The sequence below is a fragment of the uncultured Streptomyces sp. genome (assembly GCF_947488945.1).
GTDB lineage: Bacteria > Actinomycetota > Actinomycetes > Streptomycetales > Streptomycetaceae > Streptomyces.
On sequence record NZ_CANLBS010000008.1, the window covers coordinates 268,882 to 286,681 of the forward strand.

Here is a 17,800-nt window from a genome sequence, read left to right on the forward strand (position 1 = left end):
CACCCCAGAGATTTACGGATCGTAGGCTGTGCCGGGTGAAGCCTGTGACACGTCTCGTCCTCTTCGGCGCCCCGGTGGCCATCGCCGTCTCCGTGCTGTTCGGCATCGGCGAGGAGTCCGAAAAGCCGGCCCTGGTCCCGGGTTCGGCCTCGGAGGCGGGTACGGAGACGGAGACGGCCGCGGAGGACGACGGCGCGGACGGGGCCGACCGGCAGGCGGAGGACGAGCAGATCGCCTCGCTGCCCGCCGGGCTGGCCGATCCGGCGGCGAAGGAGCGCGCGGCCCGGCTGGTGTCGAGCGCGGACAGCTCCACGCTGGACTGGCGCAGCCGGTACGGCGCCATCGAGGACACCGGCGACGGCAACGGCTACACCGCCGGGATCGTCGGCTTCTGCTCGGGCACCAACGACATGCTGCAACTCGTCGAGGCGTACACCGCCGACCACCCGGACAATCCGCTCGCCCCCTACCTGCCGGCGCTGCGCGCCGTGGACGGCAGCGGCTCCCACGAGGGGCTCGATCCCGGATTCACCTCGGCCTGGCGGCGGGCCGCCGAGGACGCGACCTTCCGCACCGCGCAGGACGAGACCCGCGACCGCCTCTACTTCGAGCCCGCGGTGCGCCTCGCCAAGCTCGACGGACTCGGCACCCTCGGCCAGTACGTCTACTACGACGCGATGGTGCTGCACGGCGCGGGGACCGGCGCCCGGAGTTTCTACGGCATCCGGGACGCCGCGCTCGCCGAGGCGGACACCCCGGCCGAGGGCGGCGACGAGACGGCGTTCCTGGACGCCTTCCTCGACGCGGACCGGGCCGCCATCCTCGCCCGCAAGGTCGAGCGCGACACCTCCCGGATCGACACCGCGCAGCGGGTCTTCCTGGAGGACGGAAACCTGGACCTGGAGCCGCCGTTGACGTGGCGGGTCTACGGGGAGACGTTCAGCATCGCGTCCTGAGCCGACGCGCGGGACACGCGACGGGGCCGAGGATCCCGTGCCCCGGACAGGGGGCGCGGATCGGGGCGGCGCTCAGGCGTCCCGGCCACCGACTCTGCGCAGGCGTTCCCGCTCCTTCTCCGACAACCCGCCCCACACGCCGAAGCGTTCGTCGTTGGCGAGGGCGTAGTCCAGGCAGGCGAGCCGCTCGTCGCAGGCGAAGCAGAGCTGCTTGGCCTCGCGGGTCGAACTGCCGGGGGCGGGAAAGAAGAACTCGGGGCCGGCCTGCGCGCACAGCGCCGACTCCTGCCAGGCGAGGGCGCCTTCGGGCGCCGGGGTGTTCATCAGCATGCGAGCAGCCTGCCGCCCGGTGATAAACGTCCACTCAACGCGCCGTCAACGCGACCCGCCGGACGGCGCGGACCGTCCGCGTCCGCGCGCCGCCGCCGCGGAACCGGACCGGATCAGCCCTCTCCCATGGGCGCCGGCTTGATCACGGCGAAGGACGCCCCGTACGGGTCGGTGACGTTGGCCATGGTGCCGACCTCGTCGACCTCCATCGGGCCGAGCGTCACGGTCCCGCCGAGCCGGACCGCGTCGCCGAGGACCCTGTCGACGTCGTCCGCGTGGAAGTACGGCAGCCAGTGCGGCCCGGCGGCCGCCTCGCTCTTGACCTCGTCGAGGCCGACCAGCCCGCCGAAGTAGGCGTCGTCGCCGTCGGCCGCGGTCCCCGCCGGACGGACCATCGTGTAACTGCCGCCGGGGAAGGCCGAGTCCTCGGTCTCCCAGCCGAAGACCGCCTGGTAGAACGTCTTCGCCGCGCCCGTGTCGGGGACGTACAGCTCGCACCAGATGAACGAGCCGGGGAGCTGGGTCACGCCGAGACCGGTGTTGGTGCCGGGCTGCCAGGTGCCGAAGTAGGTGCCGGCCGGGTCGGTGAAGCCGCCCATGCGGCCGTAGTCCAGCACGTCCATCGGCGGGAAGGGCACGTTGCCGCCCGCCGAGGAGACCGCCTTGGCCGTGGCGTCCACGTCGGGTGTCTGGAAGTAGACCGACCAGGACGGCCCGGCCTGTTCCTCGGTGACGGTCATGACCCCGGCCACCGTTCTGCCGTCCAGCGTGTACATCCCGTAGCCGCCGGTCTCCGGTCCGCCGGGCACCAGGTCCCAGCCGAAGACCTCCCGGTAGAAGGCGGTGGCCCCGTCGAGGTCGGGGGTGCCGAGGTCGATCCAGTTCGGTGCGCCCGGAACGAAAGTCGGGTCGAGCATGGCGCGCTCCTTCGGCGGGGCAGGCCCACGGCGCCCCGCGAGACTCGTCGTACTGGCGGAAAAGTGCCTCCCGTCGAGTCTCGCACCGCCCGCCGACGGCCGCAGGCCGCGCGGCCCCGGCACGGCCGTGCGACCACCGCCGGGCGTGCGCGCCGCCGCCGATGCGTCCCCACATCCGTGGGGCGGCCGGGTGGCTCCGGCGAAGGAGGCCGTCTCCTCCGCGTCCGCCGCACGGACCGCGAGCCGGTCGTCCCGGAAGCCGGCGCCCCCGCCGGGCCGGAACGTGCCGGCGGGCCGCCGGGCACCGGCGCCTCCGCGGAGACCGGGCGTCCTGCCGCGCCCCGCGTGGGAGCATGGACGCCGCACGGAACGCGCCCCCGGGGGCCGGCCGCGGACCGCACCCGGACGGCGCGCGGAGGTACCGCGCGCCGGGCACCTCCGGGCGCGCGGCCGTGCAGGCGTGCGGCACAGGACGGCGGGACAGCGAGGAGGAGATCCCATGGGGCGGGCCGCGGCCGGTGACGGCGGAACGCGTGCCGCGCGGTCGGCGCTCGACCGGGCGGACCAACTGCTGGCGGCGGCACGGGCGGTCCGGGCCGACCACCGGCGGGCCGTGGACGCCGTGCGCGCCGTCCTCGATCCGATGCTCGACGCACTGGTCGCCGAGGAACTGGCGACGATCCCGGTCGGCCGCCTCAAGGACGTCACCGAGGGCAGGCTCCGGGTGACGGCCGTCGAACAGGGCGGGCTGACCACCGTCGGCCAGGTGCACGCCACCGGCCGGTACGCGCTGCGCGCGCTGCCCGGTGTCGGCGCGCAGACCGCCGACCAGGCGCTGGCGGCGGCCGGGCGGATCGCCCACGCGGTGCGCGACACCGTCTCGGTGCGGCTCACCGTCGACGGGCCGGAGCCCCCCGACGCCGCGTTCACGGCGCTCGTCGTGGCCCTGCACCGGTTGGTCGCGGCGGGGCCGGAGGCGGTCCGCGCACGGGACGCGGCGCTGGGCCTGGTCACCGCGCTGGAGGGTCCGCTCGCGGACGCGGCCCCGCTGCGGCGGCGACTGCCCGCCCTGTTCCTGGGCCGGGAGGCCCGCGCACGGGCGAACGGGGCGGTGGCCGCCGTACGGACCGCCCTGACGGCGGCCGAGGAGCGCGGGTTGGCCGGGGCGTTCGCGCAGGCGTCCGTCGACCTGCTCCGGGCGCCCGGGACACCGGCCGCGGCCTGGGTCGACTTCGAGCTGCGCTCCACCGAGTACTACGTGCTGCTGGCGGACCTCTCCGGCACCGGCCCGGACCGGGACGCCGCCGAGGGGTTCCTGCCCGCCTCCGTCGCCGACCGGGTGCGGGGGCTCCGGCTGGACGACTCCCTGCTGCGGGTGTCGCTGCGCGGCTACCAGTCCTTCGGGGCCCGGTTCGCCCTCGCCCAGCGGCGGGTGGTGCTCGGGGACGAGATGGGGCTCGGCAAGACCGTGCAGGCCGTCGCCGCGCTCGCCCACCTCGCGGCGCGCGGCGGGACCCACTTCCTGGTGGTCTGCCCGGCGAGCGTACTGATCAACTGGACGCGTGAGATCCGCTCCCGTTCCACGCTGAGCGTCGTCCCGGTGCACGGACCGGACCGCCGGGAGGCGTTCGCCGAGTGGCGCGGGTCGGGCGGGGTCGCGCTGACCACGTTCGACGCGCTGACCGGTCTTCCGGAGGCGGCGGAGGTACCGGAGCGGCCCGGGATGCTGGTCGTGGACGAGGCGCACTTCGTGAAGAACCCGGCGGCCCGCAGGTCCCGGGCGGTGGCCGGCTGGGCGGAGCGGGCGGACCACGTCCTGCTGCTGACCGGGACGCCGATGGAGAACCGGGTGGCGGAGTTCCGCAGCCTGGTCGCCCTGCTGCGCCCGGACCTGGCGCCGTCGCTCGACGTCACGCGCGCGGCGGCCGGTTCCGCGGCCTTCCGCCGCGCGGTGTCGCCCGTCTACCTGCGGCGCAACCAGGAGGACGTACTGAGCGAACTCCCGCCGCTGGTACGGGTGGACGAGTGGGTGGAGTTCAGCGAGGGCGACCGGGAGGCATACGGCGAGGCGGTCGCCGGCGGCCACTTCATGCGGATGCGCCGCGCCGCGTACGCGAGGCCCGAGGTGTCCGCCAATCTGGCCCGGCTGCGCGAACTCGTCGCCGAGGCCGCCGCCAACGGCCACAAGGTCGTGGTGTTCTCGTACTTCCGCGACGTGCTGGCCACCGTCCGCAAGGCGCTCGGCGAGGACGTGGCGGGACCGCTGGCCGGGGACGTGTCGGCCGCGCGCCGCCAGCTGATGGTCGACGAGTTCGCCGCCGCCCGGGGCCACGCGGTGCTGCTGAGCCAGATCCAGGCGGGCGGCACCGGCCTCAACATGCAGGCCGCCTCCGTGGTCGTCCTGTGCGAGCCGCAGATCAAGCCCACCCTGGAACACCAGGCGGTGGCCCGCGCGCACCGGATGGGGCAGATACGGACGGTCCAGGTCCACCGGCTGCTGACCGCCGACAGCGTCGACGAACGGATGCTGGCCCTCCTCGCCCGCAAGGAACGCCTCTTCGACGCCTACGCCCGCCGCAGCGAGGTCGCCGAGGCGTCCCCGGAGGCGCTCGACGTCTCCGACGCCGCCCTGGCCCGCCGCATCGTGGAGGAGGAGCAGCTCCGCCTGACGGGCGGAGCACCCGCACCGCTGGAGTGAGAGCGCGGCGCCGCGGCGCGTCCACGAGCCGGGCGGAAGCCGAAGCCGCTGCGGGGAAAGCCCCACGTGATCGCCCCCGCGCTCAGTGCGCGTGTCCCGCCCCCGCCCCGGCCTTCGCGTCCGCGCCGCCCTTCGCGGTGCCCATCGTGTCCGCCGCCGGGTGGTGGGGTTCGTAGCCCGGTACGGTGCCGTCCGGTTTGGCCACCAGGAAGAGACCGGCCATGCCCATGTCCGAGTGGCTCTGGACGTGGCAGTGGTACATCCACGCCCCCGCGCCCACGTGTTCGCCGGCGACCACCTGGAAGCCGAAGGAGTCGGCGGGGCCGCAGATCTTGGTGTCGATGACGCGGCTGGGATCGTCGGGGCCGGTGAGCAGGCCGGTGCGGTTGTCCGCCCAGCGGTGACCGTGGATGTGGAACGTGTGGTAGTACTCGCCGTGCGTGATCATGACGACCTCGACCCGGTCGCCCACCGTGGCCTCGAAGTTCGGGCTGTCCTTGGCGGCCTTGTTGTTGATGGTCATGTCGTTGAAGACGATCGTGATCGTCTTGTCCGGGAGGATGTCGCCCTCGCGACGGACCACCAGCGGGCCGTAGAGGCCCTTGCGGATGCCGCCGGTGCCGTGGTCGGTGCCGACGACGTGGTCGTGGTAGTGCCAGTAGCCCGCGCTGCCCGGCCGCCAACTGCCGTCCTTGCGGCGGCCGGGCGCGTGGGTGCGCCAGGTGTAGGTGCGGGTGCCGCCGGGCTCGACGTGACTCCTGTTGAGGCGGGTGCCGTCGTTGGCCACGTCGTAGTCGACGCCGTGGACGTGGAGGCTGACGTCGACGTCCGTCGTGTTCTCGAACTCGATGTGGAGCGTGTCGCCCTCGGTGAGTTCGATGAGCGGGCCGGGGACCGTGGCCTTGCCCTTCTCGAAGCCGTAGCCGATCTGATCGTTCGCCAGCTTCTCGGCGTAAAGGGTGAGGTGGCGGACCGTGCCGCCGGCGGGGGCCGTGGGCAGCGGGTTCTCCGCCGAGCCGGCTTCCACGGCGCCGAGCGACAGCGAGGTGACCCCGGCGGTGGCCGCCGTGGCTCCGCCGATGAGCATGCGCCGGTTGAACGTCCTTCGATCCATGTCGGGCTCCCGAGGTCGCGGACAAGAGGATGACTGGTGGCGTCGCCGCCGGTTCCGCCGGGGCGGACGGGGCGCGCGTGGCCACCCGGACGGCCCACACGGTAACCAAGGGCGACCCGTTTATCCACACTCAGGACAAAGTTTGTTCTGTTCCTGTCATAGACCTTGGCGTGCCGTCGAAAGAGGTCTAGCTTCGGGCGCTGTTGCAGTGACCACACAGAGGTGGGTGACCCCCATGCAGCACACACCACATGAACGGTCCAGATCCCGGCGCGGTCTCGCGGCGATCGTGGCGAGCGGCGCGCTCGCCGCCTCGCTGCTCGCGGGGAACACCGCGAGCGCCCAGTCCTCCCCCGGCCCCTCCGGCGCTCCGACAACGTTGTCCCTACCCTCACCGCCGGGCGGCGCCGAGGTGAAGGTGCTGGTCTTCCACGGATCGGCCGGCGAGGAACCCCCCACGGTGAACGCCGGTATCGCCGCGATCGAGAAGATCGGACTCAGCGGCCCGGAGGCCGGCCGGTTCAGGACCGTCGCCACCGACGACCCGGCGGTCTTCACCCAGAAACGGCTCGGCACCTTCAACGCCGTGGTCTTCCTGACCGGAGGCGGCGACGTGCTCGACCCGGAGCAGGAGGCCGGGCTGGAGGCGTACATGGAGGCGGGCGGCGGATTCCTCGGCATCCACGACGCGGCGCGCACCGAGCCGTACTCCGACTGGTTCACCGGGCTCGTCGGCGCCCGGCCCGCAGCGAACGGCCCGACCGCCGTCCAGCGGGCTACCGTCGAGGTCGGCGACCGCGTGCATCCGGCCACCAGGAACCTGCCGCTGGAGTGGAAGCGGCCCGACAAGTGGCTGAACTGGAAGACCAATCCGTCCGGCGACGTGCACACCGTGGCGCGGGTGCGCGAACTCACCTACCGGCCGGGGGCGAACGCCAACGGCTGGGACCACCCGGTCTCCTGGTGCCGGGACTACGACGGCGGCCGTTCGTTCTACACCGCCATGGGCGGCACCGCCGACTCGTACGCGGAGACCGACTTCCGCGACCACCTGCGGGGCGCCCTCGCCTGGACGACCCGGCTCTCCCGGGCCGACTGCTCGGCGACCATCACCTCGAACTACACGGCGGAACGGGTGACCCGGCCCAACCAGCCGGGCCGGAACGACCAGATCGGTGAGCCGCACGGCCTGGTCGCCGCCCCGGACGGGCGGGTGCTCTACATCGGCCGGGGCGGCGCCGACGGCAGCGCCCCCGTGGTCACCGACTGGGCCGATCCGGACGTCGGCAAGGGCGTGGGCCAGATCCACGTCTACGACCCCGCGACCAAGGAGGTCACCCTCGCCGGCGCGCTCTCCGTCTTCGGCAACAAGGGCGGCGGCGAGGAACTGGTCAAGGTCGAGGAGGGGCTGCTCGGCATCGAGCTGGACCCGGAGTTCGAGCGGAACGGCTGGGTGTACCTGCACTACACCCCGCACGCGAAGATCGACCGGGACCGGCGGACCGCGATCCGCCAGGTCTCCCGCTTCACCCTGGACCTCGCCACCAACAGGCTGGACACCGCGTCGGAGAAGGTGCTGCTGAGCTGGCCGGTCCAGATCCACAGCTGCTGCCACGCCGGCGGCGGGATGGCCTGGGACTCCCGGGGCAACCTGTACATCGCCACCGGGGACAACAACTCCTCCGGTTTCAGCGACGGTTACTCCGGCAACAACCCGCAGCCCGCCTACAAGGGGCTGTCCTTCGCGGACGCCCGCCGCACCGCGGGCAACACCAACAACCTCAACGGCAAGATCCTGCGCATCCACCCGGAGGACGACGGCACGTACACCCTGCCGGCGGGCAACCTCTTCACCGGCGACGAGCCGGACGAGGGCGGCGGCAAGACGCGCGGCGAGATCTACGTGATGGGCGTGCGCAACCCGGCCCGGATCGCGGTCGATCCGGCCACCGACACCCTCTACGCGGGCTGGGTCGGACCGGACGCCGGTGAGCCCAGCACCACCTGGGGGCCCGCCAAGTACGACACGTTCGCCGCGATCACCCGGGCCGGCAACCACGGCTGGCCGTACTGCATGGGCAACAAGCAGCCCTACCGGGACCGCAATCTGCCCGATCCGGCCAAGCCGCTCGGCTGGTACGACTGCGACCACCCGAAGAACGAGTCGCCCAACAACGACGGCCTGGTCAACCTGCCGCCGGTCACCTCCAACACCATCTGGTACTCCCCGCAGGGCGGCGGCGTCGACTACCCGCGCGACGCCAACGGCGTGCCGAGCTACGTCCAGGCCGAACAGACCCTGCGCCTGCCGTGGCTCAAGGGCGGCGGCCAGGCCACCATGAACGGCCCGGTCTACCGCTACGACGCGGCGAACCCGAGCGCGCAGAAGTGGCCGGAGTACTGGGACGGCAAGTGGTTCGTCGGCGACTTCTACGACGGCGACCAGCCGCGGCACGCGGTGCTGACCGACCCGAAGACCGTCGGCACGGGCGGACTGCCCACCCACGCCGAGTCGTTGAAGGAGATCATCCCGGTCGGCGCCGGCGGCATCCGCAACCTCATGGACTGGAAGTTCGCGCCGGACGGTTCGCTGTACGTCCTCGACTACGGGCGCGGCTTCTTCACCTCCGACTCCGCGTCCGCGCTGTGGCGCGTGACGTACAAGGGCGGCGGTCCGACCCCGGCCGCCGCCGACCTCGCCAGGAAGGCGGCGTCCCAGTGAGACAACCCGTCCTCGTACGAAGGCAGTCGCCGCCGCACCTGTGGCTCGCCCTGCTCGGTTCGCTCCTGATGGTCGTCGGGCTGACGGCGACCGCCGGCTCGGCCTGGGGGCGCGCCGGCGACCGGGCGCGGGCGGCGGCCGACCAGGTGCTGACCTGGACGGCCGGCGATCCCATCGACCACTACCTGTCGGCCCCCACCACGGCGGTGGCCGGACCGGCCACCCTCGTCTTCGAGAACAGCGCGGCGACCGGCAACACCACGGGGATGCCGCACACCCTGACGTTCAGCGTCTCCGACCCCGGGCACAACAGCGACGTCGCGGTGAACATCCTGGCCAACCCCTCGGACAGCGAGGGCGGCAGGCACAGTGTCGAGGTGGTGCTGTCCCCGGGCACGTACGCCTACCACTGCACGATCCCCGGCCACGGGCAGATGACGGGCGTCCTCACCGTCACCGAGGACGGCGGCGGCGAGGACACCGCCGCGCCGGAGACCTCGGCGGCGGTGGACGGCGACAAGAACGCCGACGGCGCGTACGTCGGCCAGGCGACGGTGACCGTGACGGCGACGGACGCCGGCTCCGGCGTCGGCACCGTCGAGTACGCGCTCGGCGCGGACGGCGCCTGGCAGCCGTACGGCGCCCCGGTCGTGGTGAGTGAGGTCGGCGGGCACACCGTCCGCTACCGGGCCACCGACAAGGCCGGCAACACGGCGGCCGAGAAATCCGTCGACTTCACCGTCGCCGCGCCGCCGACCGACGACACCACCGCGCCGGAGACCTCCGCCACGGTCTCGGGCGAGCAGGACGCCTCGGGCGGGTACCTCGGGACGGCGACGGTCACCGTGACCGCGTCCGACACCGGTTCGGGCGTCAACACCATCGAGTACGCGCTGGGCGCCGACGGCCCCTGGCAGCCGTACACCGCGCCGGTCATGGTCCACGAACCGGGCGGGCACACCGTCCGCTACCGGGCCACCGACAAGGCCGGCAACGCGGCGGCCGGGAAGTCCGTCGACTTCACCGTCGTCGAGCCCGTCGAGGAGGACACCACGGCCCCGGTGACCACGGCGAAGGTGGCGGGCGACAAGAACTCCGACGGCGCCTACCTCACCAGCGCCAGGGTCACGCTCACCGCGACCGACGACGACTCGGGCGTGGCGAAGGTGGAGTACTCGCTCGACGGCGGTCCGTACCTCGCCTACGAAGGCACCGTGATCGTCGACCGGGTCGGCCGTCACACGCTGGCGCACCGGGCGACGGACCGGGCCGGCAACACCTCCGAGGCGGTCCTGGTGTCGTTCACCGTGGCCCGCAGCGGCGGCGTCCCGGCCCCGAACTGCGCGGAGTACGACGTCCGGCTGACCGTCTTCGTCGGGACCGTCGACACCGGTGTGCCCAACCGGATCACCGGCAACCGGTGCACGGTCAACGAGCTGATCGAGGACGAGAAGGACTGGGCCTCGCACGCGCTCTTCCTCAAGCACGTGGACGCGGTCCTCGACACGCTGCTCACGGACGGTGTGATCGACACCCGCGAGCGGAAGAAGATCTACCGGGCCGCCAGGCAGTCCGGCATCGGCACTCCGGGCCAGGTGGACGGCTACACCAAGCTGTTCGACGGCACCGAGGAGTCGTTCGCCCGGTGGGAGCAGGTGGGCGGCGGCCGGTTCGCACTCGCCGAGGACGGGGCGATCACCAGCTCCACGACGGTCGACGGCATGGGGATGCTGTGGTTCCCGGCCCGCCAGTACGGCGACTTCTCGCTCAAGCTCCAGTGGCGCGACGACGCCCCCGGCGCCGGGAACGCCAACGGCGGGGTCTTCGTCCGCTTCCCGGGCGTCCACGACAACCCGGAGGAGCCGCGTCCTGAGTGGGTCGCCATCGACTACGGCCACGAGATCCAGATCAACGACCGGCCGGACGGCGACATGTACAAGACCGGTTCGCTCTACGGCTTCGACCGCGTCGGCCTCGGCGGCGCGGGCGTCACGCCCAAGGGCACCTGGAACGACTACGAGATCCGGGTGGTCGGCCAGCACTACTCGGTCTTCCGCAACGGGGTGCTGATCAACGAGTTCGAGAACAACGGCGGTCAGCTCTTCGAGCCGCCGCGCGCGGGCGACCCGGGGACCGACGGCCGGCGGTACGCCGCCGGGTACATCGGCCTTCAGGTCCACAGCACCACGGACGTGATCTCGTACCGCGACATCCGGATCCAGGAGCTGTGACCGGCGGGCGCCGCCGGGATCCGTCCTAACCGGCCGCGGCCGCGTGCTCCGGCACGCGGGCGCGGCCTCCCGGGTGCCGGTGGCGCCAGATCCAGAAGACCGCGCAGGACACCAGCGCCCAGCCCGCCATCACCAGGTACGGGAAGACGAACTGGTGGCCCTGGTAGTAGACGGCGGTGTGCTGCGCGTTGACCGACGCGCCCGGCGGCAGCCACCGCCCGATGTGGCCGAGCACCGACGGCAGCAGCGGCCAGGAGACCGCACCGCCGGAGGACGGGTTGCCGAGCAGGACCATCACGCCCCAGGTGGGGAGCATCGCCCAGCGGCCCATCAGGGTGTTGAACATGGTGAAGACCATGCCGGAGGTGAACATGGTGAAGGCGAGGATCATCCAGGACTGGGTGAACGAGGGCAGGTGGAGCGCGCCGAGCAGCCAGTCCACCACCGCCGCGATGACGAATCCGCCGAGCAGCGCGTAGGCGGCGGTGTACGCGATCCGCTCCAGCGGGTTCAGGGCGCGGGCGTGCACGCTGAGCTGGATCGCGCCGACGAAGCCGATGATGACGGCGGCGAGCGAGATGTAGAAGAGCGCGAGCCCCCGGGGGTCGCCCTCCTGCAGCGGATTGATGTCGGTCACCGTGACCGCCATCCCGAGCTGCTTGCCCACGGCCGCGGCGGACTCCTCGATGAGCTGGGCGACGGACGCCCCGGCGGCGCCGGCCACGAGGACGGTGGTGCGGTCGTTCCCGGCCCGGATCGCGGTGAAGACCCGCTGGTCCGCCATGGCGCCGCGGGCGCCGGCCTCGGTGTCGTACGTGTGCAGCACCAGGGAGGCGTCGAGCGCCTTCTCCATGCCGGCCACGAACGCGGCGCCGCGCGGCGACTGGGCCTCGCCGATCAGCGCGGCCGGCACGTGGCGCGGGGTCGGGTTGGCCATGGTGTAGGTGTACGAACCGGCGAACATCCCGGCCGCCGCGGCGAGGATGAAGACGAGGACGGTGGCGGGCAGGAACGGCGACTTCTTGAACTCCTCCCACCGGTCGCGTCCCGTCCGGGGCCTGGCGTGCGAGCCGTGGGCGGCGCCGGTACGGGCCGCGCCGTCGGATGCCGCGCCGTCGGGTGCCGTGCCGTCGGGCCGGGGGTCCTCGCGTGCGCCGCCGTCGTCGCTCATGATCCGTCGCCGTCCCGCTTCTCGTCGTGCCGGGCCCTGCTGGGCTGGACCCGCTTCGGTTCGCCGGGCATCTTCGGGTACTCCGGCGGATAGGGCATGTCCTGGAGCGCGCGGTCCCGCTCGTCGCGGTCGGCGAGTTCGAGCAGCGAGTCGAGGCGGAAGGCGTGCTCGTCCATGTCGGCGTGCACGTCGCCCCGTTCCGCGTACCGCGCCGGCATCGTGCGGATGTCGAAGTCGCGCGGCACCGCGTCGTCGATCTCCTCCCAGCGCAGCGGGGCGGAGACCGGGGCGTGCGGGAAGGGGCGGACCGAGTAGGCGGAGGCGATGGTGCGGTCGCGGGCCGTCTGGTTGTAGTCGACGAAGATGCGGCTGCCGCGCTCCTCCTTCCACCAGGCGGTGGTCACCCGGTCCGGCATGCGCCGCTCCAGCTCCCGGCCGGCCGCGATGACGGAGCGGCGGACCTCGGTGAAGGTCCACTCGGGCACCAGCGGGACGAAGACGTGGATGCCGCGCCCGCCGGAGGTCTTCGGCCAGCCGCGCAGCCCGTGTTCGTCGAGGACGGTGCGCAGTTGGTGGGCGGCGGCCACCGCGTCCGCGTAGTCGGTTCCGGGCTGCGGGTCGAGGTCGATGCGCAGTTCGTCGGGGTGCTCGGTGTCGGGACGGCGGACCGGCCAGGGGTGGAAGGTGAGGGTGCCGAGGTTGGCGGCCCACAGCACCGCGGCGGGGCCCTGGGGGCAGATCTCGTCGGCGGACCGGCCGCTGGGGAAGGCGATCGTGGCGGTGGGAATCCAGTCGGGGAGGTTCTTCGGGGCGCGCTTCTGGTAGAAGAACTCGCCGTCCACGCCGTCCACGAACCGCTGGAGGGTGGTGGGGCGGTCGCGCAGCGCCCGCGTGATGCCGTCGCCGACGGCCCGGAAGTACTCGGCCACGTCCCTCTTGGTGTAACCCTTCTCGGGGAAGTACACCTTGTCGGGGTTGGACAGCCGGACCGCCCGCCCCTCCACGTCCAGTTCCACCGCAGCACCCATGTCGGCCACCGTAGGCGGGGTGCACCAATGCCGCATATCGGATGACGCGGACGGGGCGGGGCCGCAGAATCGGCCGCATGGATCTGCCCGTGATGCCCCCCGTGAAGCCGATGCTCGCCACGTCGGTCTCCGCCATCCCGCCGGGGATGAGCTACGAGGCGAAGTGGGACGGCTTCCGGGCGATCGTGCACCGGGACGGCGACGAGGTGGTCATCGGCAGCCGGACCGGCAAGCCGCTGACCCGGTACTTCCCCGAGCTGGTCGAGGCGTTCCGGGAGCGGCTGCCGGAGCGCTGCGTGGTGGACGGGGAGATCGTGGTGGCGCACGGCGGACGGCTCGACTTCGACCGGCTGAGCGAGCGCATCCACCCCGCCGCGTCCCGGGTGCGGACCCTGGCGGAGCGGACGCCGGCGTCACTGGTGGCCTTCGACCTGCTGGCCCTCGGCGACGAGTCGCTGCTGGCGGTGCGCCAGGCCGAGCGGCGGGCCCGGCTGGAGGAGGCGCTGGCGGGGGTGGAGCCGCCGGTGCACCTGGCTCCCGCCACCACGGACCGGGCGCTGGCCGGGCAGTGGTTCGAGCGGTACGAGGGGGCGGGTCTCGACGGGATCGTGGCCAAGCCGCTGGACCTGCCGTACCGGCCGGACGCCCGCGCCATGTACAAGATCAAGCACGAGCGGACCGCGGACTGCGTGGTCGCCGGGTACCGGCCGCACAAGAGCGGACCGGTGGTCGGCTCGCTGCTGCTGGGGCTGTACGACGACGCGGGCGTGCTCCAGCACGTCGGGGTGTGCGCGGCGTTCCCGATGAAGAGGCGCGCGGAACTGGTCGAGGAGCTGGCGCCGCTGCGGACCGCCCCCGAGGACCACCCGTGGGCGGCGTGGGCGGACGCCACCGCACACGAGGGGGCCCGGCTGCCCGGCGCTCCCAGCCGGTGGTCCGGCAAGAAGGACCTGTCGTGGGTGCCGCTGCGGACGGAGCGGGTCTGCGAGGTGGCGTACGACCACATGGAGGGCGACCGGTTCCGGCACACCACCCAGTTCCGCCGGTGGCGCCCCGACCGCACCCCCTCGACCTGCACCTACGCGCAGCTCGAGGAGGTGGTCGGATACGACCTGTCCGAGGTGCTGTCCGGCGGCTGACGGACCCGGCCGCCTCAGCCCGCCGACGGGGCGGCGGTGTCGGCGGGGGCCGGACCGTCGGTGGTCTGCGACGGTGCGGCGGTGGGCGCCCCGGTCGGGCCGGCGCAGTCGGGCGTGCCGGGGGCGGGCTCCTCGCCGGGGGCGGTGGCGCCGGTGGGTTCGGGGCTCGCCGGGCAGGTGGGGTCGGGGGTCGCGGTGGGGTCGGGCGTGGCGGTGTCGGTCGGGTCGGGGGTCGGGGTGTCGGTGGGGCCGGGGGTGGGCGTGCCCGTGTCGGTGGGGTCGGGGGTCGGGGTGGTGCTCGGGCTCTCCGAGGGGTCGGGGGTGGTGCCCGGGTCCGTGCCCGGGTCCGTGCCCGGGTCCGTGCTCGGCTCCGGGGTGCCGGGGGCGGAGGGCGACGGGGAGGCGGACGGCGGGCGGGTGGGCTGCGGGCCGATGACGATGCCACCGCCGCCGCCGGACGGGCTGCCGGGTCCGCCGACCGGGGCCTTCGGCTCGGCGGGACCGCCGGCGCCGGGGCTCCGGGGCACGACGCCCTTGCCGTCGGTGACCGGGTGCACGCCCTTGCGGTAGAACTCCAGCCAGGACCGTACGGTCGCCAGGTAGACGTCCGAGTGGTTGTAGCTGAGGATCGCCCGGTCCAGGTCCGCGGAGACCGAGAGGTTCCGGGAGCCCGCGCAGAGGTAGTGGCCGGCGGCGAGGGTCGCGTCGAAGACGTTGTTCGGGTCGGCGCGGCCGTCGCCGTTCCCGTCGCGGCCCCAGTGCGCCCAGGTCGACGGGATGAACTGCATCGGCCCGACGGCCCGGTCGTAGGTGCGGTCGCCGTCCCAGGCGCCGCCGTCGGTGTCGGAGATGTGGGCGAAGCCCGCGCCGTTCAGGGCCGGTCCGAGGATCGGGGTGAGCGCGGTGCCGGCCGCGTCGACCCGGCCTCCGGACGCGTGCCCGGACTCCACCTTGCCTATCGCGGCGAGCAGGTGCCAGGGCAGCCGGCAGCCGGGGTCGCTCGCGGCGAGGGACGCCTCCGCCTTGCGGTAGGCGGCGAGCACGGTGGCCGGGATGCCCGCCTCGGCCCACACCTGGCGCACCGCCGGGCTCCGCCGCTCGCCCGCCGCCGGCCCGGATTTCGGGGACGCCGGGGGCTCCGGGGACTCCAGGGGCGGGAGTTCGGTGTGGTAGACGTCGTCGTTGGGGACCTCGGTCCACACCACGTCGTCGGGGACGGACTTCTTCGCGCTGCCGGTGTCCTCGTGGGCGACGGCGACGAAGTCGGGCGCCTGGGACGCGGTGAGCGCCGCCATGGCGGCCATCGCCGTCGCCGAGCCGATGAGTCCGCGCCGGAACGTGCCGTTGAACCTCATGTGTTCCTCCCGTCCCGTGTCACCGGGTGAAGGTGTCGATGGCGGCGATCTTCCAGGTGTCTCCCCGGCGCACCGCGTCGACGGCGAACATCGCGGCCGCGTACGTGGTCTCCTCCTTCGCGCCGGTACGGGTGTTGCTCTGGTCGGCGAAGATCAGCAGTCTGGCCCGGTCCCCGTCGAGCACCTCCACCGCGCTCTCGGTGACCGTGGTGGTAAGGACGAGCTTCTGCTTCGGCGCCTGGGCGCGTACCTCGGCGAGCATGTCCTGGTGCTGCTGGACCGCCTTGCCGGTGAGATACGTCGAGGCGGCGCGGTCCGCCTTGGCGGTGGAGGCGTAGTCGTAGGAGAAGACGGCTCCGACGGCCTGGGTGATCTGGCCCTTCACCTCGCTGGTGCGGGCGATGTCGGTGAGCGCGGTGTTCTGCCGGGAGGGTTCGTCGCGCAGGGAGGCGGCGGAGGCGGCCGACCAGGCGGCGAAAGCGCCGAGCAGGACGGTCAGCGCGCAGAGCACGACGGGCAGGGTGACCCGCGGGCGCGGCAGCCGGCGCGCGCGGGGTACGGGCGTCTCCCCTTCGGCCTCCTCCTGCCCGGCCTGCTCCCGCGCGTCCTCCTGCGTCGCGGCACCGGTTCCGGCCTCTCCGGCACCGGGCTTTCCGGCTCCGGTCCGGGTCTTCGCGTCGGCCGGCGCGTCGGCTTCGGGGGCCGGTACGCGATCGGGGTCCACGGTGGCCGTGCCGGTGCCGCGCGGTGGGGCGGCGGGGCGCTCGGTGGCGGCGGTGGCCAGCCGGCGCCTGCGGTTGACCAGGTGGCGGGTGGTCGACATGGACGGTTCCTCTCTGCGGCGGGGCGTTGCGGGGCGGGTGGGTCCGGGTCAGCCGGCGGCTCGGCCGACCGGTGCCTGACCGAGGGCGCTGAGCTTCCACCCCGCGTCGGTGCGGGTGAGCCGGCCGAGCAACCTGCTCTCCTTCACTGCCGGTTCGCCTTCGGGGGCCGTCACGGTGATCCGCAACGCCACCATCACGCCTGCCTGTCCGGCGCGTTCGTCGAGCTCGGTCACCGCTCCGGAGAGGACGGTGGCGGTGGTGCTGGTCTTCGCGGTGCCGATCTGCTTCTCGAACTCGTCCCGGCCGTCGACCAGTTGCTGATGGAGGTCGCCGGTGGTGGAGTCCTCCCACGAGTCCAGCCCCTCGTCCAGCTTCCGGTGGTCGAGGGTGTTCATGTTCTGCACGGCCTGTTCGCCGGCGGCCAGCGCCTCGTCGCGGGCCAGGGCGTAGGAGGCGGACTCGTCGTGGGACGCCCCGTACCAGGACCAGCCGCCCCAGCCCGCGGCGAGGGCCGCCAGCAGCGTCAGGGCGACGGCGGCCATCACCAGCGGGTTCTTCGTCCTGCGTGCCATCGGTCTCTCTCCCTGCCGTCGTACGGGGTGCGGTGCGGCCGTGCTGCCGTGCTGCCGTGCTGCCGTGCTGCCGGTGCTAACGGGACGTGATGTCGACGATCACCCAGATCCCGTCCCGCTTCTCGGCGGTGACGGAGAGCTGGGCGGCCGCCGTGGTGGCCGCCTTGCCCGCGCGTTCGTAGACCTGGTCGAGGAAGACCAGGAGGTGGGCGCTGTCGTCGGTGAGCCGGGTGACTCCGGCGCGTACGACGCGGGTGGTGAGGGTCAGCCGCTGGTCGGCGGCCTGCTTCTCCACCTGGCCGAAGAGGGCCGCGTACTGCTTCAGCGCGTCGCCCGCGAGGAGGCGGCGGGCGGCGCCCTTGGTGTCGGCGGTGGTCTCCGGGTCGTAGGAGAAGACCTGGCCGAGGGCGCTGCTGACGTCACCGGTGACCTTGGCGGTGCCGGCGACGTCGGTGAGGGCGAGGTTGGCGGTGGCGGGGGTGTCGCGCAGCGCGCGGCCCTGCGCGTACAGGGCGGCGCCGCCGGCCAGCAGCGCGAGGACCAGGACGACCGCCCCGACCCGCGACCGACGGGCCCTGCGGCGGCCACCGCCGTCCGGGGCGTCCTCGGCGGTCTCGGCCTCCGGTGCCTCCGGTGCCTCCGGTGCCTCCGGCGTTTCCGGCGTTTCCTGCGGGGCGGCCTGTGCGCCGGGCTCGGTGCCGGCCGGGCTGCTGATGCTCACCGTGGTCGCTCCCCCTCCCCGT

14 protein-coding genes are annotated in these 17,800 nt (G+C 73.4%); 5 read left to right on the top strand and 9 right to left on the bottom strand.

Going from position 1 to position 17,800, the window contains the following annotated elements; genetic code table 11:
• Window positions 1-44 precede the first annotated feature (44 nt).
• Complete coding sequence (locus Q0994_RS15695) at window positions 45-956, top strand: chitosanase (protein ID WP_299534869.1); 912 nt, start codon at window positions 45-47, stop codon at window positions 954-956.
• A 72-nt stretch (window positions 957-1,028) separates the two neighbouring features.
• Here Q0994_RS15695 and Q0994_RS15700 read toward each other — a convergent pair whose 3' ends face one another.
• The gene (locus tag Q0994_RS15700) at window positions 1,029-1,286 is read right to left on the bottom strand and encodes a WhiB family transcriptional regulator (protein ID WP_299534669.1); all 258 of its coding nucleotides are present in this window, start codon (window positions 1,284-1,286) and stop codon (window positions 1,029-1,031) included.
• 113 nt (window positions 1,287-1,399) lie between these two features.
• Window positions 1,400-2,203: a VOC family protein gene (locus Q0994_RS15705; protein WP_299534675.1), complete on the bottom strand. Its 804-nt coding sequence runs from the start codon at window positions 2,201-2,203 to the stop codon at window positions 1,400-1,402.
• 499 nt (window positions 2,204-2,702) lie between these two features.
• On the opposite strand from Q0994_RS15705, the gene Q0994_RS15710 reads away from it, so the two are divergent.
• Window positions 2,703-4,901 (top strand): DEAD/DEAH box helicase, encoded by a 2,199-nt coding sequence (locus Q0994_RS15710; RefSeq protein ID WP_299534677.1) that lies wholly within the window; start codon window positions 2,703-2,705, stop codon window positions 4,899-4,901.
• An 82-nt stretch (window positions 4,902-4,983) separates the two neighbouring features.
• Here Q0994_RS15710 and Q0994_RS15715 read toward each other — a convergent pair whose 3' ends face one another.
• Window positions 4,984-6,015 (bottom strand): multicopper oxidase domain-containing protein, encoded by a 1,032-nt coding sequence (locus Q0994_RS15715; RefSeq protein WP_299534680.1) that lies wholly within the window; start codon window positions 6,013-6,015, stop codon window positions 4,984-4,986.
• A gap of 235 nt (window positions 6,016-6,250) precedes the next feature.
• On the opposite strand from Q0994_RS15715, the gene Q0994_RS15720 reads away from it, so the two are divergent.
• On the top strand, window positions 6,251-8,737 hold the full coding sequence (locus Q0994_RS15720; protein WP_299534682.1) for a ThuA domain-containing protein: 2,487 nt from the start codon (window positions 6,251-6,253) through the stop codon (window positions 8,735-8,737).
• A gap of 68 nt (window positions 8,738-8,805) precedes the next feature.
• A complete protein-coding gene (locus Q0994_RS15725; RefSeq protein WP_299534871.1) occupies window positions 8,806-10,968 on the top strand; it encodes an OmpL47-type beta-barrel domain-containing protein in 2,163 nt (720 codons plus the stop codon).
• Between the two features lie 25 nt (window positions 10,969-10,993).
• Here Q0994_RS15725 and Q0994_RS15730 read toward each other — a convergent pair whose 3' ends face one another.
• Complete coding sequence (locus Q0994_RS15730; RefSeq protein ID WP_299534684.1) at window positions 10,994-12,139, bottom strand: ABC transporter permease; 1,146 nt, start codon at window positions 12,137-12,139, stop codon at window positions 10,994-10,996.
• Window positions 12,136-13,155, bottom strand: a complete 1,020-nt coding sequence (ligD, locus tag Q0994_RS15735; RefSeq protein WP_299534873.1) for a non-homologous end-joining DNA ligase — start codon at window positions 13,153-13,155, stop codon at window positions 12,136-12,138. The genes Q0994_RS15730 and ligD overlap by 4 nt, the downstream gene beginning before the upstream one ends.
• Window positions 13,156-13,244: 89 nt before the next feature.
• Between ligD and Q0994_RS15740 the strand changes: the two genes are divergently transcribed.
• A complete protein-coding gene (locus Q0994_RS15740) occupies window positions 13,245-14,306 on the top strand; it encodes an ATP-dependent DNA ligase (protein ID WP_299534687.1) in 1,062 nt (353 codons plus the stop codon).
• A 14-nt stretch (window positions 14,307-14,320) separates the two neighbouring features.
• On the opposite strand, the gene Q0994_RS15745 is transcribed toward Q0994_RS15740, so the two are convergent.
• From Q0994_RS15745 to Q0994_RS15760, 4 genes are all read right to left on the bottom strand, one after another.
• On the bottom strand, window positions 14,321-15,661 hold the full coding sequence (locus Q0994_RS15745) for a lytic transglycosylase domain-containing protein (RefSeq protein ID WP_299534689.1): 1,341 nt from the start codon (window positions 15,659-15,661) through the stop codon (window positions 14,321-14,323).
• Between the two features lie 19 nt (window positions 15,662-15,680).
• Complete coding sequence (locus Q0994_RS15750) at window positions 15,681-16,484, bottom strand: hypothetical protein (RefSeq protein ID WP_299534690.1); 804 nt, start codon at window positions 16,482-16,484, stop codon at window positions 15,681-15,683.
• 48 nt (window positions 16,485-16,532) lie between these two features.
• Entirely contained in the window at window positions 16,533-17,057 is a 525-nt protein-coding gene (locus Q0994_RS15755) for a hypothetical protein (protein WP_299534692.1), read from the bottom strand.
• A 76-nt stretch (window positions 17,058-17,133) separates the two neighbouring features.
• Window positions 17,134-17,778 carry a hypothetical protein gene (locus tag Q0994_RS15760; RefSeq protein WP_299534695.1) on the bottom strand — a complete coding sequence of 215 codons (645 nt, stop codon included), beginning with the start codon at window positions 17,776-17,778 and terminating at the stop codon, window positions 17,134-17,136.
• Window positions 17,779-17,800 lie beyond the last annotated feature (22 nt).

What these genes read in the sequence shown, in the direction of transcription:
- Q0994_RS15700 (WP_299534669.1), bottom strand. Translation starts at nt 1,286, where the DNA reads ATGCTGATGAACACCCCGGCGCCCGAAGGCGCCCTCGCCTGGCAGGAG.
- Q0994_RS15705 (WP_299534675.1), bottom strand. Translation starts at nt 2,203, where the DNA reads ATGCTCGACCCGACTTTCGTTCCGGGCGCACCGAACTGGATCGACCTC.
- Q0994_RS15710 (WP_299534677.1), top strand. Translation starts at nt 2,703, where the DNA reads ATGGGGCGGGCCGCGGCCGGTGACGGCGGAACGCGTGCCGCGCGGTCG.
- Q0994_RS15715 (WP_299534680.1), bottom strand. Translation starts at nt 6,015, where the DNA reads ATGGATCGAAGGACGTTCAACCGGCGCATGCTCATCGGCGGAGCCACG.
- Q0994_RS15720 (WP_299534682.1), top strand. Translation starts at nt 6,251, where the DNA reads ATGCAGCACACACCACATGAACGGTCCAGATCCCGGCGCGGTCTCGCG.
- Q0994_RS15725 (WP_299534871.1), top strand. Translation starts at nt 8,806, where the DNA reads ATGGTCGTCGGGCTGACGGCGACCGCCGGCTCGGCCTGGGGGCGCGCC.
- Q0994_RS15730 (WP_299534684.1), bottom strand. Translation starts at nt 12,139, where the DNA reads ATGAGCGACGACGGCGGCGCACGCGAGGACCCCCGGCCCGACGGCACG.
- Q0994_RS15740 (WP_299534687.1), top strand. Translation starts at nt 13,245, where the DNA reads ATGGATCTGCCCGTGATGCCCCCCGTGAAGCCGATGCTCGCCACGTCG.
- Q0994_RS15745 (WP_299534689.1), bottom strand. Translation starts at nt 15,661, where the DNA reads ATGAGGTTCAACGGCACGTTCCGGCGCGGACTCATCGGCTCGGCGACG.
- Q0994_RS15750 (WP_299534690.1), bottom strand. Translation starts at nt 16,484, where the DNA reads ATGTCGACCACCCGCCACCTGGTCAACCGCAGGCGCCGGCTGGCCACC.
- Q0994_RS15755 (WP_299534692.1), bottom strand. Translation starts at nt 17,057, where the DNA reads ATGGCACGCAGGACGAAGAACCCGCTGGTGATGGCCGCCGTCGCCCTG.